This window comes from Myceligenerans indicum, from assembly GCF_016742955.1.
GTDB classification, from domain to species: domain Bacteria; phylum Actinomycetota; class Actinomycetes; order Actinomycetales; family Cellulomonadaceae; genus Myceligenerans; species Myceligenerans indicum.
Genome location: NZ_JABBYC010000007.1, coordinates 37660 through 53450 on the forward strand (window position 1 = coordinate 37660; position 15791 = coordinate 53450).

Here is a 15791-nt window from a genome sequence, read left to right on the forward strand (position 1 = left end):
CGCGCCGGTCAGGGCTCGATGCTCAGCGACGTGATCCTCCCCTGAGTATCACGCTCGAACACGAAGTGGAGTGTCACCGGGCTTCCGGGGAAGTCGCCGGAGATCTCCGCCGTGGCCCGGCACGCGGCGGCGGGACCGGAGACCTCCCGGACGCGGTACCGCACCGGAGGTACCTCCGACCGCCAGGCGCGGACCTCTGCCAGGCCCCGGTGGGTCTTCCCGTCGTCACGGACGACCACCTGCTCGGCGAAGAGCGCGTGGTACCGCTCCGGGTCGGGATCGATCGCCGCGGCGAAGTATTCCTGGACGAATTCCTGGGTGTTCAGCACTGTCTTCTCCCGTTCTGCTGCTTCTCTGCTGGTTCTTCGGTGACTCCGCCGGCAGGCTCCCGGGGGTCGTCGCGAGCCGTCGGCCGCGGAGTCAGATGGTGCGGACGGTGCCGCCGTCGACGACGAGCTCGGTTCCGGTGATCGCGCCGGCCCGGTCCGAAGCCAGGAAGGCGATCGCGTCGGCGACCTCCTCGGGTTCGGCCGGACGGCCGAGCGGGATACCGCCGAGAACGTGCATCAGGTTGTCCAGGGCGGTCTCACGGCTGAGACCTTCCTCGCGCATGCGGCGTGCGATGAGCCGCTCGGCGCCGTCGGTCCGGATGAAGCCGGGAGCGACGGAGTTGACACGGACGCCCGACGGCGCGACCTCGCCCGCGAGTCCCTTGCTGTAGGTGGTCAGGGCGCTCTTGGCGGCGGCGTACGCGAGGGTCGAGTCGTGCAGGGGCATGCGGCGCTGGATCGAGGTGACGTGCACCACCGCGCCCGACCCCCTGTCCACCATCGACGGGAGGAGCCCGCGGTCCAGGCGCACCGCCGCGAGCAGGTTGAGGGCGAGCTCCTCGGCCCAGAGATCCTCGTCCAGCGCCGCGTACCCGCCGGCCGGCGCGCGGGAACCCCCCACGGTGTGCACCACGATGTCCGGCACGCCGCGCTCGGCGACGGCCGCGACCGCCGAGGCGCTGCCCTCGGCCGTGGCCAGGTCGGCCTGCACGGTGAACGATCCCGAGTCGTGCGGCGTCCGCGCGATCGTGACGACCTCCGCCCCGGCCTCGCGGAGCCTGCGGGCCGTCGCCAGCCCGGTTCCCTGGCTCCCGCCGGTCACCACGGCCAGGCGTCCCTGAAGTTCTGCTGCGTTCATGCCGTGAGAGTGGACCCTCCCGCAGGGAGAGACTCAACCCCGGACGTCGCGGGCGGCGTCCACCGGACATTCCGCGTGCGGGGCGGTCGTGCTCCTCGCGCCCACGGACCCGTGACTTTCGTGGCGGTGGTGGAGGGCGTCTGCCATGATCACGCGCATGACAACCCCAGCCCGCACCTCCGCGGGCCACTCTCCCGCCCCGGGCCCGGTGTCCGCGGCCCAGCTCGCCGAGTGGGTCGGTGCGGGCATCATCACGCAGGAGCAGGCCGACCGCGTCGCCGCGCACGAACGCTCCCGGGCGGCTGGGACACCGGCGGCGACACCGACCGCGACCCGCTCACTGCTCGTCGAGGCGCTCGGCTATGTCGGTGGCGTGGTCATCCTGGTGGCGGCCGTCCTGCTGGCCACCGAGTTCTGGGAGGAACTCGGCGACGCCGGCCGTGTGGCGGTGCTCGGCGGGGCGGCCGTGATCCTGTTCGTCGCCGGCATCGCCGTACCCAGGCAGGCCGGGAGCCAGGGGAGCCGTTTGCGGGCCGTGCTCTGGGCGGGAGCCACGGGCGCGTTCGCCGGGCTCATGGGGCTGCTCAGCTCGGACGTGCTCGGTATGGACGGCGACGACGGCTTCCTGACGGCCGCCGCCGCCACCGCGGCCGTCGCGGCCGTGCTCTGGTGGCTCCGGCCCACGGCGTTGCAGCACCTCGTGACTCTCGTGGCCCTGGCCACCGCGACGGCCGCGACGGTCGGGAAGTTCAGTGACCCCGACTCCCCGACCGGGATCGGCGTCTGGGCCCTCGGCCTGGTGTGGTTCCTCCTGGCCTACTTCGGGGTGCTCCGCCCGCGCAGGTTCGCGCTCGGTCTCGGCGCGCTGCTGGCGGTCGTCGGGGCGCTGCTGTTCGCGCTGTCGAGCGACGACGCCGGACTCGTGATGCCACTGGCCACGGCTGCGGCGATCGCCGCGATGGCCGTGGTGACGACGGACCTGGTGCTCCTCGGGGTCGGCGCCGTCGGGCTGCTCGTCGCCCTGCCGTGGGCCGTCTCGGCGTGGTTCGGCGGGACCTTCGCCGCCCCGGTCGCGCTGCTCGGAGCCGGGGTGATCCTGGTCGTGGCCGCGCTCTGGATCGCGCGCCGGCGACACCGGCCCGACGACGCCGCGGCGGTGCACGAACACGACGAGGCGCCCGAACACCACGACGAGCCCAGACCGTAGCTCCACGCCGCACCGGCCGCGCCGCCCCGCCGCGCCGCCCGGCCCGCGACTTGCCTTCGAGCGCGCTCGAAACCCTAGCGTCGCCCCCATGACGACGCACGAGAACACGGTATGGCTCATCACCGGCGCGAGCTCAGGTCTCGGCCTCGCCCTGGCCGAGGCCGCGCTGCGCGCCGGCGAGCGGGTGGTCGGGACAGCGCGGCGCACCGCCCGGTTCGACACGCTTCGCGCCCGGTACGGTGACCGGCTGCTCGCGGTCGAGCACGACGTGCGGGACACGAGCGGGGCGGCCGCGGTGGTGCGGCAGGCCCTGGAAACGTTCGGCCGGGTGGACGTGCTGGTCAACAATGCCGGCGCCGGACAGGTCGGCGCCGCCGAGGAGATCACCGACGCCCAGTTGCGCGACATGCTGGACCAGCATCTCTTCGGCCCTGCCGCCTACGTCCGAGCAGTCCTGCCACACCTGCGTGAACGCGGTTCGGGCGCGGTCGTGCAGATGAGCAGCCAGGGCGGGCGCATGTCGTTCCCGGCGGTCGGCAGCTACTCGGCGGGCAAGTTCGCGTTGGAGGGCTGGTCCGAGGCGCTCGCGGGTGAGGTCGCTCCGTTCGGCATCCGGGTCCTGATCGTGGAGCCCAGCAGGTTCCGTACCGAGTTCAACGCCGCCGGGGTCCTGCGGGAGGCTGCGCAGGACGCGTCCTACGACGGGGTGATCGGTGCCGTGCGCGCGAACCTGGCCGAGGCCGACGGGGTCCAGGAGGGGGATCCGGAGCGTGCGGCCGTCGTCGTGCGTGAGGTTCTCGACGCCCCCGACGCGCCGCTGCGCCTGCCGTTGGGGACGGAGTCGGTGCGCAACCTGCGGCGTGCCTACACGCGCGCCCTGGAAGACGTCGAGACGTGGGCGTCCGCGAGCGCGTCGGCGGACTTCCCGGGCCTGCCTCCTGCCGTGCGGGCGTTCTGATGCCCGGTCGCACCGTGGTCCCGTCTAGGGTGGCCGGCATGGCAACGGATGACCTGATGTCCCGGGCGCTGGACTTGCTGGGGGAGGACGGCGTGCCGTCGGTCGAGGCGATCCACCTGCTGACCGACCCGGACGCGACGACCGGGCCGATGACGATCGCCGAGGCCGCGGCCCACCTCGACGTCTCGCCTCACACGCTGCGCTACTACGAGCGGGCCGGCCTGGTCGAGGTGGGCCGGGACGCCACCGGCTACCGGGTGTACGACGCCGCGGCGATGCGCCGGCTGGTCTTCCTGACCCGGATGCGCCTGTCGGGCATGCCGATGCGTGACCTGCAGCACTATGTGTCGCTGGTCGACGCCGGTAGCCACACCGAGCCGGAGAGGCTGGACCTCCTGCTGGAGCACCGGGACACCATCCGTCGTCGTCTGCGGGAGCTGACCCTCTCCCTGGTGGCCACGGAGCACAAGATCGCCGCCTACGGCGGATCGACGGGGCCGGACGTGGCCGGGACCAGGGGCCGGGCGGCCTCGCCATGATCCGCGCCACGATCGCGCGCACGGTGGATCGCCGGGATCCCGAACGGTCTTCGCGCGGGTGCCCGGCCGTCGTCGCCCGTCACCCGCAGGTAGTTGCGTAGCTGCACGGCCGCCGAGACGACGCAGCCGAGGACGAAGCCCCACTGGTCGGTCGCCGGCCTCACAGGAGGCCTACGACCGCATGCTGCTGCCGGTGTCCGGCGAACCGCCCGGGCCGGTGCCGGGGTGCAGGACGAGCTTGCCCACGTGCCGGCGTCGTGCCAGTTCCTCCTGGGCGCGGGCTGCTTCCTCCAGGGGAAACGACGCCGCGACGACGGGCCGGATCTCCGCGCGCCGTGCCAGGTCCATCAGGAGGCCGAAGTGGGCGGGGGTGTGCATCGTCGAGCCGACCACCTGCGTGTTGTGCAGGTAGAGGCGGCGCACGTCGAAGCTCACCCGGTACCCGCCGAGCGCTCCGGCGACCACCCACCGCCCGCCCGGGCGCAGCAGCGGCAGGCCGTGACCCAGCAGGTCGCCCGCGACGACGTCGAGTGCGACGTCGATCCCCTCGGGCGCCGCCGCGCGGAGCTGCTCCACGACGTCTCGTGACCGGTCGACGACGTCGTGGGCGCCGGCCGCGCGGACGGCGTCGACCTTGGAACCGCTGCTGATCGCGACCACCCTGGCCCCGCGGGCGCGGGCGAGCTGTACCAGCGCCAGACCGACACCGCCGGACGCCCCGGAGACCAGGGCGGTCTGCCCGGAGCGCAGCCGTCCGCGCTCGATCATGCCCAGCGCCGTGCCGTAGGCGATGGGCAGGCTCGCGAGCTGGTCGTCGCTGAGCGGCGACCGCGTGACGTCGTGCACGCGCTCGGCGGGTGCCGTCACGTACTGCGCGTAACCTCCGTCGCGCTCGCTTCCCATCAGCCCTGCCACGTTCGCGTCCGGGCCGTCGGCGTCGTAGATCGCCGGGTCCACGACGACGCGGCGGCCGACGAGGCCGTCGTCGACCTCTGGGCCGACGGCGGCGATCCGGCCGGCGACGTCGGCGCCCTGGATGCGCGGGAAGTCGATCGGTCCGCGCCAGCCGGACAGCGCGGTGGGATCGTCCGCGCGACCGTACGCGCCCTCCCGCGTCCACAGGTCGGTGTTGTTCAGCGCTGCGGCGCTGACGGCGACCAGCACCTCCCCGGAGGCGGGCGTGGGGACGGGCACCTGCGTGACCTCGAGGGCCCCGGGGCCTCCGTGCGCGGTGATCCGTGCGGCGTTCATGGTCGTCGGGATGTTCATGATGCTCCACCCTGTCGAGAAGTACACTGATCGGTGAACCATGCCAGGGTATACCGATCGGTGAAGGAGTGCGCGCATGCACGAGACCCGGACCGTCACCCCTGCGGGCCGCCGCATCCTCGAGGCCGCGGAGGAGCTCTTCTACGGCCGGGGGATCGCGGCGGTCGGCGTGGACCTGATCGCGGAGCGGTCGGGCGTGACCAAGAGGACGCTGTACAACCAGTTCGGTTCCAAGGACGCCCTCGTCGCGAGCTATCTCGCCGAGCGCGACCGGCGGTGGCGGTCCCTCGTCCGCCAGGAGGTCGAGTCGAGCCCCGACCCCGTCGAGGCCGTCACGGCGCCGTTCGGCGCCCTGCGCACCTGGAGCCGGACCAGCACCCGCGGATGCGCCTTCATCAACGCGCTGGCCGAGCTACCGGATCCGTCGCTTCCCGCGTACCGCGTCGTCACCGAGCAGAAGCGCTGGCTGCTGGAACTGTTCACGGACCTGGCCACCGCGGCGGGCTGCGCCGGTCCCGACACGCTGGCCGTACGTCTCCTCGTCCTGCACGAGGGAGCGCTCGCCATGCAGCCGCTCCCGTTCGACGCGCTCACGCAGAGCACCGAGCTCGCCCGGGAACTCGTGAGAGCCGGCCTCGGCACGAGGGAACCCGGGCCGGACGCGCGTCGTAGGCTTGCCCGGTGACCTCGACCGAGCCTCCGGAGCGTGCCCTGGCCGACGCCGCCGCGCGCGGGCTGGAGGTCGCCCTGCTGTCCCGCACCTCGCGGCCCGAAGGAGTCGGTCCGGACGGGACCGTCGCGGTGAAGACGATCGTGCTGCACCGGCGCGACGGGTTCGTGTTCGTGCTGGTACCCCTGGACGAGCGGTTCTCGTGGCCGAAGCTGCGTGCGGCGCTGGGGGTGAACCGGGTGCGGCTGCCCAGCGAGGACGAGGCGTACCAGGCGACGGGGTACCGCCGGGGAACGATCACCCCGCTGGGGGCCGGCACGGCCTTCCCGGTGGTGGCGGACCTGCGCATCCTCGGCCACGACATCACGCTCGGCTCCGGCAGCCCCGGTCACGCGGTGAGGGTGCGGGCAGACGACCTCGTGCGGGCCTATGACGCGACCGTCGTCGATCTCGTTCCCGGTGGTCCTGCTTCCTCGGGCGAGCCGTCGACCGCCCGATGATCCCGGCCGCGTGCCTCAGCCGCGCGTGCTCTCCCGGACCACGATCGTGCTGTCGAGATGGATGTCCGAGCGGTTCGACGTGTCGAGCGCCAGTGCCAGGGCCGCCCGGCCGGCGTCGTCGAACGGCAGGGACACGGTGGTCAGCGACGGCGTGAGGTCGCGCGCGATCGGGATGTCGTCGACGCCCGAGAGCGCGACGTCGCGCGGTGCCTCGAGGCCGGCGTCGCGCAGGGCGTGCAGCGCGCCGATGGCCAGGAGATCGTTGCCCGCCAGGATCATGTCCGGCTTCTCCCGCCGGCGCAGCAGGCGGCCCGTGGACGCGTTTCCCCCGGCGCGCGTGACGGGTGAGCTCTCCACGGCGATCGACGCGGCGTCGTAGCCGGCGGCGCCGAGACCGGCCAGGAAGCCGCGCGTCCGCGCCTCCACGGCCGGGTGGCCCTGGCTGGTCAGCACGGCGGGACGGGCCCGGCCCAGGGTGGCCATGTGAGCGGCGACGGCGTGACCGATGGCCACGTCGTCGAACCGTACGGAGGGAAACGCGTAGTCGTGCTCGCCGATGAAGACGATGTGCACGCCCTCCCGCTCGGCGGCCTCCAGTTCCTGGAGGATCCGCGTGCTCTCCGTGCCGACGAAGCTGGCGCTGGTCACGACGAGGGCGATCGGCCGCAGGCCACGCAGGATCCGCAGTGCGGCCAGATGGGCCTCGGTGTCCGGCCCGACGGCGGTGATGGACACGGCCACGCCCCGTTCCCGGCCGGCCTCCTCCATACCCGCCGCCATCGCCGCGATCGACGCGGTCCGGGGGTCGCTGGCGAGCAGCACGACGCCGGATCGCCTCCCGCGCAGGGCGCGCGCCGCCTGGTTGCTCACGTACCCGAGCGCGTCCGCGACGGCGAGCACCCGGATGCGCAGTTCCTCCCGTACGCCCCGGCCGTCGCCGTTCAGGACCCGGGACGCGGTGGACGGCGAGACACCGGCCACCTCGGCGACGTCACGCAGCGTCGTGCTGCCGCTGCGGCGGTCGGTCGGCACTCGTCATCGCTCCTCTCTGCCGGGCCTGGCCGGCTCGTGCCCAGTATCCCGTGCCACGTCCCGCCCGCACCGCCGGTGACACGGTCCGACGGCCCCTCGAGGTGGGACAATGAGCCGGTGACGAGCGGCATCAGCAGTGACCAGGCCGGCGCCCGGCGGGCTGCCGTCACGCTCCGTGACGTCGCCCGGGAGGCCGGCGTCGGCCTCGGCACGGCCTCCCGGGCCCTGGCCCCGGGATCCCAGTACGTGGCGGACGACGTGCGCAGCCGGGTGCTCGCGGTCGCCGAGCGGCTGAGCTACCGGCCCAACGCCTCGGCGCGGGCGACGACCACCGGATCGACGCCGACGATCGCGGTCCTGGTCTCCGACATCCGCGACCCGTACTACGCCCAGCTCGTGCACGGAGCCATCGGCAAGGCCCGCGGCGACGGGCAGATGGTCACCATCACCGGCACCGACCACGCCGTGGACGACGAGGTGCGCGTGATCAGGATGCTGCGCAGCCAGCGGCCACGGGCGCTGGTGCTCACCGGTCCGCGGACCGGCTCGCCCGCCTCCCTGCTGCGCGAACTCGAACGCTACGAACGTGACGGCGGCCGGGTCGTCGTCGCGGGGGACGACGACCTGCCGTTCGACACCGCCGTCGTGCCCCGGCAGGAGGGCGCCCGCCTGCTCGTGACGACGCTGCGGGAGCTGGGGTACCGCTCGATCGCCCTGATCCGGCCCGCGGCGGACACCGCGGACGTGCGTGCGTGGGAGGCGGGCATCGTGCAGGGCGCCCGGGCGGCCGGTGTCCGGGTCGACGTGGTGCGGACCCCGGGCGTCGAGCGGTCGCGCGACGGCGGCCGGGCGGCGACGGCCGAGCTCCTGGACGACGGGCGCCCGGACGTCGACGCGGTGGTCGCGGCGACGGACACCATGGCCCTGGGGGCACTGAGCGCCGTTCGGGACGCGGGGCTCGAACCGGGCCGGGACCTGGGCGTGGCCGGGTTCGACGACGTCGTGGACGCGGACGACGTCGTCCCCGGGCTGACCAGCGTGGATCTGTCCCTGGAGGCGATCGGTGGTGCCGCGGTGGACCTGGCGCTGCTGGCGCCGGCCGCCGAGCGCCGCCGCATCGAGTTCGATGCCCGCGTGGCGGTGCGCGGCAGTACGCCGCCGCGCGGCTGAGGCAAGGGTGGCGCGCGGGGCCGGCCCGGCCGGCCCCGCGCGGTGTCGTCGTGGCATCGCCTACTTCGCGGCGTCCACCGCCGACCGGAGCTCGTCGATGAACCCTTCGGCCGCCTCCGCGGGCGTCCGCTCCTCGAACAGCACGTCCTGGAGGTACCGCAGGATCAGCGTGTCGGTCTCGGACGCCCCGTTCGGCACGATCTCCGGGGCGTCACCGAGCTGCGGGGCCAGGGAATCGCTGTAGTCGACGGCCTTCTTCTCGTCGTCGGTCAGCCCGTCGGCGATCGAGGCGAGGATCTCGGGGTTCGCCGGAAGCCCTCGCTCGGTTCCGAGGATCGCGCCGGCCTGCGGGTCGTTGACCATGAAGTCGACGAACAGCGCGGCCTCCGCCGGGTGCGCGCTGCGGGCCGACACCGACCAGTACATGCCCGGCTTGAGGTACTGGTAGCCCGACCCGTCGGCGCCGTCGGCCGGCAGCGCCGCGATGGTCACGTTCGCGCCGCCGGCGGCGGCCGCGTACGCCGTGAGCTGGGTGACCTGAGAGAAGATCATCGCGGTCTTCCCGGTCGCGAAGTCCTGCTGGTCCAGGGACGCCGACGCCTGCTCGGCGAACTGCGACGCCGACTGCGCCGCGCCGTCCTTGGTCCAGTCCAGTGCCCGCTGGAAGTACTGCTCCAGCGTCGCCGGGTCGATCGCCACGTCGCCGTCGGCGAAGAGCTCGTCACCGGCCTGCCGGGCGGCGAGCTGGAGGGAGTACTCGTTGTTCCACGGCGTGATGCCCACCGTCCGGCCGCCGGACTTCTCGGAGACCGACCGGGCGAACGCGTCGAACTCGTCCCACGTCCAGGTGTCCGTGTCCGGCAGCTCGATGCCGAGGTCGGCGAGCACGTCCTGGTTGACGAGAAGGCCGAACGCCGTGGTGGAGACCGGCATCCCGTAGAGCGTGTCCCCGGACCGGCCCATGCCCAGCACGGGATCGTCGAGGCCGGACGTCGTCAGCTGCGGGAGCGCGCCGAGGTCTGCGAGCGCGCCGCGGTCGGCGTAGGAGGCCAGGTAGAGCTGGTCCATCTGGATCACGTCAGGGGAGTTGCCTCCGGCGGTCGACGTCGCGAGCTTGTCCCAGTACCCCGTCCAGTCGGCGAACTCGCCGGTGACGTGAATGTTCGGGTGCTTCTCCTCGAAGGCGTCGATGGCTTCCTGGGTGCGCTCGTGCCGGGCGTCGCCGCCCCACCACGTCACCCGGAGGTCGACGTCCCCGCCGCTCAGCTCGGTGCCGCCGCTGCCTTCCGCCGTGCCGCAGGCGGCCAGGCCGACGGTCAGCGCGAGGGTGCCGGCGGCTGCCGCCGCACGCACGGACCACGTTGTCGTACGCATGTGTGTCACTTTCTGTCGGTGCCGTCGCCGGCAACTGGTGGTTACTTGCCGCCTGTGGTGGCGATGCCGCGGACCAGGTACTTCTGTCCGACGCCGAACGCCACGACCAGCGGGAGGACGGAGACGACGCTCATCGCGAACATCGCCCCGTAGGAGGACTGGGACTGCGCGTCGACGAACGACCGCAGTGCGACCGGGACCGTGTAGAGGTTCGGGTCGGTGAGGTAGATGAGCTGGCTGAAGAAGTCGTTCCAGGTCCAGATGAAGGTGAAGATCGCCGTCGTCGCGAGGGCCGGGGTCATCAGGGGCAGCAGGATCTGGCAGAAGATCCGTCCGTGGCCGGCGCCGTCGATGCGCGCGGCCTCGTCCAGCTCCTTGGGCAGGCCGCGGATGAACTGGATCATGAGGAACACGAAGAACCCGTCGGTGGCCAGGAACTTCGGCACGATGAGCGGCCACACCGTGTTGATGAGGCCGGCCTGTGCCCAGATCACGTACTGCGGCACGATCACGACGTGGATCGGGATCATGATCATCAGCAGCATGACCACGAAGGCCGGCCTCTGGAACCGGAACCGCAGCCGCGCGAACCCGTAGGCGGCCATGGAGCAGGAGATCAGGTTGCCGACGATGGCGCCGGCCACGACGAGCGCCGAGTTGAGCAGGTAGGTGCTGAACGGCGCGCCCAGGGCGTTCCACCCGGAGGTGTAGTTGGAGACCTCGAAGGTGTTCGGCACCAGGGAGGGGTTGCCGAAGATGTGGCCGTCGGGACGGAGCGAGCTGACGATCATCCACAGGATCGGGTAGAGGGCGACGACCACGACGGCGATCATGAGGGCCTGCCGCAGCACGCGGAACACCCGGGTGCGGACGCTCGGGCGGTGCCGTCGGAGCTCCGGGGGTGTCCGGGGACCGGTCGTGGTGGCGGGAGTGGTGATGGTGTCAGTCGTCATAGTGCACCCAGTACTTCGAAGCCCAGAAGTTGATCAGTGTGAAGGCGCCGACGATGACCACCAGCAGCCAGGCGAGGGCGGACGCGTAGCCCATGCGGAAGGCTCCGAAGCCTTCCTGGTACAGGTACAGCGTGTAGAAGAGGGTCGAGTCGCTCGGCCCGCCCGTTCCTCCGGAGACCACGAAGGCCTGGGTGAACGACTGGAAGGCGTTGATGATCGCGAGCACCAGGTTGAAGAAGATGATCGGCGTGAGCAGGGGGAGGGTGACGGACCGGAACTGCCGCCACGGGCTGGCGCCGTCGGTCGAGGCCGCCTCGTAGAACTCGCGGGGGATCTGCCGCAGCCCGGCCAGGAAGATCACCATGGGGGACCCGAAGGTCCACACGTGCAGCAGGATGATGGCCCACAGGGCGGTGTCGGGGTCGGCGATCCAGGAGGTGGAGGTGTCGATGCCGACGGCGCCGAGCAGGCCGTTGAACAGGCCTGCCTGGCCGAAGATCAGGCGCCACAGGACGGCGATCGCGACGCTGGAGCCCAGCATCGAGGGCAGGTAGAACGCCGAGCGGTAGAACGCCAGGCCGCGCATCCCGCGGTCGAGGGCGACGGCCAGCGCCAGCGCCACGACGAGCTGTGCGGGGACCCCGACGATCACGTAGGTGAACGTGACGGCCAGCGAGTGGTGCAGGCGTTCGTCGCCGAGCATCCGGGAGAAGTTGTCCAGGCCGACGAAGTTCGGGTCCTGCAGCAGGTTGTAGTCGGTGAACGCCAGGTACAGCGAGGCGAGCAGCGGGCCGACCACCAGCACGACCGCGCCGATCAGCCAGGGTCCGAGGAAGACGAGTGCCGCCTTGTCGTCCGGCGTCTCCTGCCTGACCCGTGGACCACTCCTCCGGCGGGTCATCCGTTGTAGCTCAGCAAGACTCACGGCCTGGTTCTCCTTCCGCACCCTCGCGCGAAGTTCTGGCCGACGCTGGGTCGGCGGCTGCCCGGTTCCTCCCGCAGCGGCTCGTTCGTATACTGACAACGGTTCCATACGATGTCAACGGGCGGTAGGCTTCCGCACACCGCCGGAGACTCTCACGGCAAATGCTCTGAAACATGCCGCGAGGTGCTCGACGGTCCCCGACCTGGACAGGGATGTCTCGGGTCGATGAAGATAACGGTTCCATTGCGAGTCGCGGGAGCTGGCAACGACACCTTCGGAGGTGGGCATGAGCAGGGGATACGTGCGACAGGAGCGCGAGGACGGTCTCGTCGTCGCCGAGGCCGGCGTGACCGTGCGCGTCGGGGTCGCGCCTGGTGAACCGCCCGCGGTCCGCAGGGCGGTGGACAACCTCGCCGCCGATCTCGCGACGGTCAGCGGCTGCTCCGCGACGGTGACCCACGACGGCGCGCTCGCGCGGGTCGTCGTCGGCACGATCGGCTCCTCGCCGCTCGTGGACGAGGCCGTCGCCTCCGGAACCCTGGACGTCACCGGGCTCCGGACGGACGACGGCGGCCTGCGGTGGGAGGGCTTCGTCATCGCCGCCGCCGGGGACACGCTCTACGTGGCGGGGGCCGACCGCCGGGGCACGGTCTACGGCGTGTACGACCTCTGCGAGGCCATGGGGGTCTCGCCCTGGAGCTGGTGGGCCGATGTCCCCGTGCGACGGCGGGAGCACGTCACCGTCGTCCGCGGGACGACGTTCTGCGACTGGCCCGGGGTCCGCTACCGCGGAATCTTCCTCAACGACGAGGAGGAGCTCGAGGCCTGGGCCCGCGCCCACCTGGGGGAGGACACCATCGGCCCCGCGACCTACGAGCGGGTGTTCGAGCTGCTCCTGCGCCTCAAGGGCAACTACCTCTGGCCCGCCATGCACGTGAACGCCTTCAACCACGACCCGGCAAACGGGCGCCTCGCCCACGAGATGGGCGTGGTCGTCGGCACCAGCCACTGCGACATGCTGCTGCGCAGCAACGAGCACGAGTTCGGCCCGTGGGCCGCCGCGCGCGACGAGCCCGTCGCCTACGACTACTCGATCCCGGGCCGCAACCGCGAGGAGCTGCGGGAGTACTGGCGGGGCAGCGTGCGCCAGAACCGTGACTTCGAGGTCTCCTGGACCGTCGGGATGCGCGGCATCCACGACTACGGCTTCCAGACCTCGGTCATCGACGCCGACGAGCACCTGTCCGAGGCGGAGAAGCACCGCGCCCGCGTCGAGCTGCTCCGCACCGTGATCGCCGACCAGCGCGACCTGCTCGCCGAGGAGCTCGGGCCGCGGGGGCGGGACGCCCCGCAGCTCTTCGTCCCGTACAAGGAGGTCCTCCCGCTGTACGACGCCGGCCTGGAGGTCCCCGAGGACGTGACCATCGTGTGGTCGAACGACAACTTCGGGTACGTCCGGCGGTTCCCGAGCTCCGCGGAGCGCGAGCGCACCGGCGGGCACGGCCTGTACTACCACTCGTCGTACTGGTCGATGCCGCCCCGGTCCTACCTCGCCACGTCATCCACGCCCCTGGCACTCATGCGTCACGAGCTGGGCAAGTGCTGGGACCGCGGCATCCGGACGCTCTGGGTGAACAACGTGGGCGGCATCAAGCCCCTGGAGGTCGAGACCGAGTTCTTCCTCCGCTGCGGCTGGGAGGCGGGCAAGGAGACCACCACCGACGACGTCGTCGGCTTCGTCGAGCAGTGGACCGACCGGACCTTCTCGGGCGGGCACGGCAAGCGGGTCGGGCCGCTGTACGCGGCGTACTACCAGCTCGCGAACCAGCGCAAGATCGAGCACCTCTCGAGCCAGGCGTTCAGCCGGACGGCGTACGGCGACGAGGCCGGCCGCCGGCTCGACGCGCTGCGGCGCCTCTCGGAGGAGGCCGACGACGTCCTGGACGCCCTGCCCGCCGACGAGCGCGAGGCGTTCTTCCAGCTCGTCGTCGTGAAGATCCACCTGGCGCACCTGACCAGCGGCCAGTTCGCGCACGCCGACCGCAGCACGCTCGCCCACCGGCAGGGCAAGCTCGCCGCCGCGGACCAGCACCTGGCGCTGTCCCGCACCTACGACGCGCACAAGCGTGCGCTGCTGCACTACTACGACACGGCGATGTCCGGGGGTAGCTGGAGCCACATCTTCACACCCGAGCAGTTCCCGCCGCCCGTCATGGCGCTCCACCCGGCGGCCACGCCCGCACTGCGTCTCGGGGACCCCGGCCTGGGCGTCGTGACATACGACGAAGAGATCCCCTCCGGCCGGCCGGCCCTGACGTTCTGGCCCTACGGGCGCGCCGCCAAGTGGATCGAGGTCTTCACCACCGGCGCCCCGGGCGTCACGTTCACCGTGACGGCCGACGACTGGATCGACGTCGACGTCGCCGCAGGCACCGTGGACACCGAGGAACGGATCGGGGTCCGGGTGACCGACGCCCTCGCCCACGCCGGCCGGACCGGTGCGATCACCGTGACCGGCGACGACGGCACCGTCGTGGGCATCGAGGTCCGGGTGGCGGCCGATCCCCGCGTCGCCGCGGGCTTCGTCGGGGCGGTGGAGGCGGACGGGTACGTCTCGCTGGACCCGACACTTCCCGAACGACACGCTCAGGGCCCGGACTCCGCCTGGGTGACCGTGCCCCATCTCGGCCGCCACGGGAACGGCGCCGTCGTCGCCCACCGCACCGGGCCCGACGCGCCGGACGGGGACGCGCCGGACCCGGACGCCGCGACCCTCGAGTACGATCTGCAGCTCGCCACACCGGGCGCCCACCTGGTCGAGCTCCAACGACTGCCCACCCTCGACTCCACGGGGCGCATCCGGACGGGCGTGAGCATCGACGAGACACCCGCCGTCGTGGTCGAGTCCCCGACCACCGACGAGTACCGCGGTGCCTGGGAGAGCGCCGTGCTCGACAACGTCGAGCGGCTCCTGGTGCGGATGCCGTACCTGGAGGCGGGACCCCACACGCTGCGGCTGCACGCCGTCGACCGTGACGTGGCGCTGTCCAAGATCGTGCTGCACACCCGTCCGCGCCGCGAGTCCAACCTCGGCCCGGAGTTCAGCCGCCACACGGGCCGGGCCGCGCGGGAGGTGCAGGACCCGCCCGTCGGCGCCGACGCCGCCGCACGGCTCGGCGAGCTCGCCGGCGCCCTGCCCCGCGGCGGCCCGGACCGGCTCCTCCCGCCGCCCGTCGTCTACGCCGGGCCGGGGTTCTGGGACGGTCCCACGACGTTCCGCCCGAACCTGTCCGTGCCACAGACGTCCCTCGGACCTCCCCGGGACTGGACCGGCCCGGACGGTCGCAAGGACGTCCCGGCCCGGCTGCGGGCCGGGGCCGCGATCGAGGCCGGGGGAGTCCTGGCGATCGAGGCCGAGTCCGTCCTGGGGCAGAACGCCGGAGCCTGGACCACCCCCAGCCTCGACCCGGAACCCCGGGACTGGACCCACACCCAGGCCGAGACGGACGGCGGCACCGGCCTGGCGATGCACGTCGCCCGGCGCGGCCTGTCCTGGGACGACCCGGGCCGCGCCCCCGGCCTGCACCACGCCCTGGAGGTCACCCGGGCCGGGACCTACCACGCGTGGCTGCTGGTCAAGTTCGACGGTACGGACGACGACGCCTGCCTGCTGGCCGTGGACGGCACCGTCCAGCCGGCGGTCCGGCAGTACTCGGGCGGGAACCTGTACAGCTTCGGGACGCAGCAGATCTGGTTCTGGACCCTGCTGTCCGACGTCGACCTGCCGACGGGCCGGCACGTGCTGTCGGTCCTGGCACGCAGGTCAGGGCTGCGCATCGACCGGATCTACCTCACCACAGGGGACGAGCTCCCCCCGGCCGACGCCGCCTGGGTGCCCAGCCCGCGTACGTCGACGAGGCCACCCCGATGACGCCGCCCGCCTCCGGAGACGGCGTGCGCACCCGCCGCCGCCCACCCTCCCCGGCCAGGTCGCCACCGGCCGGCT

The 15791-nt window shown here is 72.5% G+C and carries 14 protein-coding genes; 7 read left to right on the forward strand and 7 right to left on the reverse strand.

The window, feature by feature from the left end:
- Positions 1 to 8: 8 nt before the first annotated feature.
- Both HGK34_RS06560 and HGK34_RS06565 read right to left on the reverse strand, forming a co-directional pair.
- Entirely contained in the window at positions 9 to 329 is a 321-nt protein-coding gene (locus HGK34_RS06560; RefSeq protein ID WP_201845786.1) for a nuclear transport factor 2 family protein, read from the reverse strand.
- Positions 330 to 420: 91 nt separating this feature from the next.
- Positions 421 to 1188 (reverse strand): SDR family oxidoreductase, encoded by a 768-nt coding sequence (locus HGK34_RS06565; RefSeq protein WP_201845787.1) that lies wholly within the window; start codon positions 1186 to 1188, stop codon positions 421 to 423.
- 157 nt (positions 1189 to 1345) lie between these two features.
- Here HGK34_RS06565 and HGK34_RS06570 point away from each other — a divergent pair, with 157 nt between their 5' ends.
- From HGK34_RS06570 to HGK34_RS06580, 3 genes are all read left to right on the forward strand, one after another.
- Entirely contained in the window at positions 1346 to 2395 is a 1050-nt protein-coding gene (locus tag HGK34_RS06570) for a DUF2157 domain-containing protein (RefSeq protein ID WP_201845788.1), read from the forward strand.
- Between the two features lie 88 nt (positions 2396 to 2483).
- Entirely contained in the window at positions 2484 to 3353 is an 870-nt protein-coding gene (locus tag HGK34_RS06575) for an SDR family NAD(P)-dependent oxidoreductase (protein ID WP_201845789.1), read from the forward strand.
- A gap of 38 nt (positions 3354 to 3391) precedes the next feature.
- Complete coding sequence (locus HGK34_RS06580) at positions 3392 to 3892, forward strand: MerR family transcriptional regulator (RefSeq protein ID WP_201845790.1); 501 nt, start codon at positions 3392 to 3394, stop codon at positions 3890 to 3892.
- 171 nt (positions 3893 to 4063) lie between these two features.
- Here the strand turns inward: HGK34_RS06580 and HGK34_RS06585 are convergent, their stop codons facing one another.
- Positions 4064 to 5161, reverse strand: coding sequence for a zinc-binding dehydrogenase (locus tag HGK34_RS06585; protein WP_201845791.1), 1098 nt, complete (start codon positions 5159 to 5161; stop codon positions 4064 to 4066).
- A gap of 76 nt (positions 5162 to 5237) precedes the next feature.
- On the opposite strand from HGK34_RS06585, the gene HGK34_RS06590 reads away from it, so the two are divergent.
- Together HGK34_RS06590 and HGK34_RS06595 are read left to right on the forward strand one after the other, a co-directional pair.
- Positions 5238 to 5846, forward strand: coding sequence for a TetR/AcrR family transcriptional regulator (locus HGK34_RS06590; protein WP_201845792.1), 609 nt, complete (start codon positions 5238 to 5240; stop codon positions 5844 to 5846).
- Positions 5843 to 6331, forward strand: a complete 489-nt coding sequence (locus HGK34_RS06595) for an aminoacyl-tRNA deacylase (protein WP_201845793.1) — start codon at positions 5843 to 5845, stop codon at positions 6329 to 6331. Before HGK34_RS06590 ends, HGK34_RS06595 begins: the two co-directional genes overlap by 4 nt.
- Positions 6332 to 6346: 15 nt before the next feature.
- Here HGK34_RS06595 and HGK34_RS06600 read toward each other — a convergent pair whose 3' ends face one another.
- Positions 6347 to 7363, reverse strand: a complete 1017-nt coding sequence (locus HGK34_RS06600; protein WP_307815826.1) for a LacI family DNA-binding transcriptional regulator — start codon at positions 7361 to 7363, stop codon at positions 6347 to 6349.
- A 117-nt stretch (positions 7364 to 7480) separates the two neighbouring features.
- On the opposite strand from HGK34_RS06600, the gene HGK34_RS06605 reads away from it, so the two are divergent.
- Positions 7481 to 8533, forward strand: a complete 1053-nt coding sequence (locus HGK34_RS06605; protein ID WP_201845794.1) for a LacI family DNA-binding transcriptional regulator — start codon at positions 7481 to 7483, stop codon at positions 8531 to 8533.
- A 60-nt stretch (positions 8534 to 8593) separates the two neighbouring features.
- Here the strand turns inward: HGK34_RS06605 and HGK34_RS06610 are convergent, their stop codons facing one another.
- The 3 genes from HGK34_RS06610 to HGK34_RS06620 are packed head-to-tail and all read right to left on the reverse strand — an operon-like array spanning position 8594 to position 11761.
- Entirely contained in the window at positions 8594 to 9907 is a 1314-nt protein-coding gene (locus HGK34_RS06610; protein ID WP_201845795.1) for an ABC transporter substrate-binding protein, read from the reverse strand.
- A gap of 41 nt (positions 9908 to 9948) precedes the next feature.
- Positions 9949 to 10860: a carbohydrate ABC transporter permease gene (locus HGK34_RS06615; RefSeq protein ID WP_201845796.1), complete on the reverse strand. Its 912-nt coding sequence runs from the start codon at positions 10858 to 10860 to the stop codon at positions 9949 to 9951.
- Positions 10850 to 11761 (reverse strand): carbohydrate ABC transporter permease, encoded by a 912-nt coding sequence (locus HGK34_RS06620; RefSeq protein ID WP_201845868.1) that lies wholly within the window; start codon positions 11759 to 11761, stop codon positions 10850 to 10852. Before HGK34_RS06620 ends, HGK34_RS06615 begins: the two co-directional genes overlap by 11 nt.
- Positions 11762 to 12071: 310 nt before the next feature.
- On the opposite strand from HGK34_RS06620, the gene HGK34_RS06625 reads away from it, so the two are divergent.
- Complete coding sequence (locus tag HGK34_RS06625) at positions 12072 to 15716, forward strand: glycosyl hydrolase 115 family protein (protein ID WP_201845797.1); 3645 nt, start codon at positions 12072 to 12074, stop codon at positions 15714 to 15716.
- Positions 15717 to 15791: the final 75 nt, after the last annotated feature.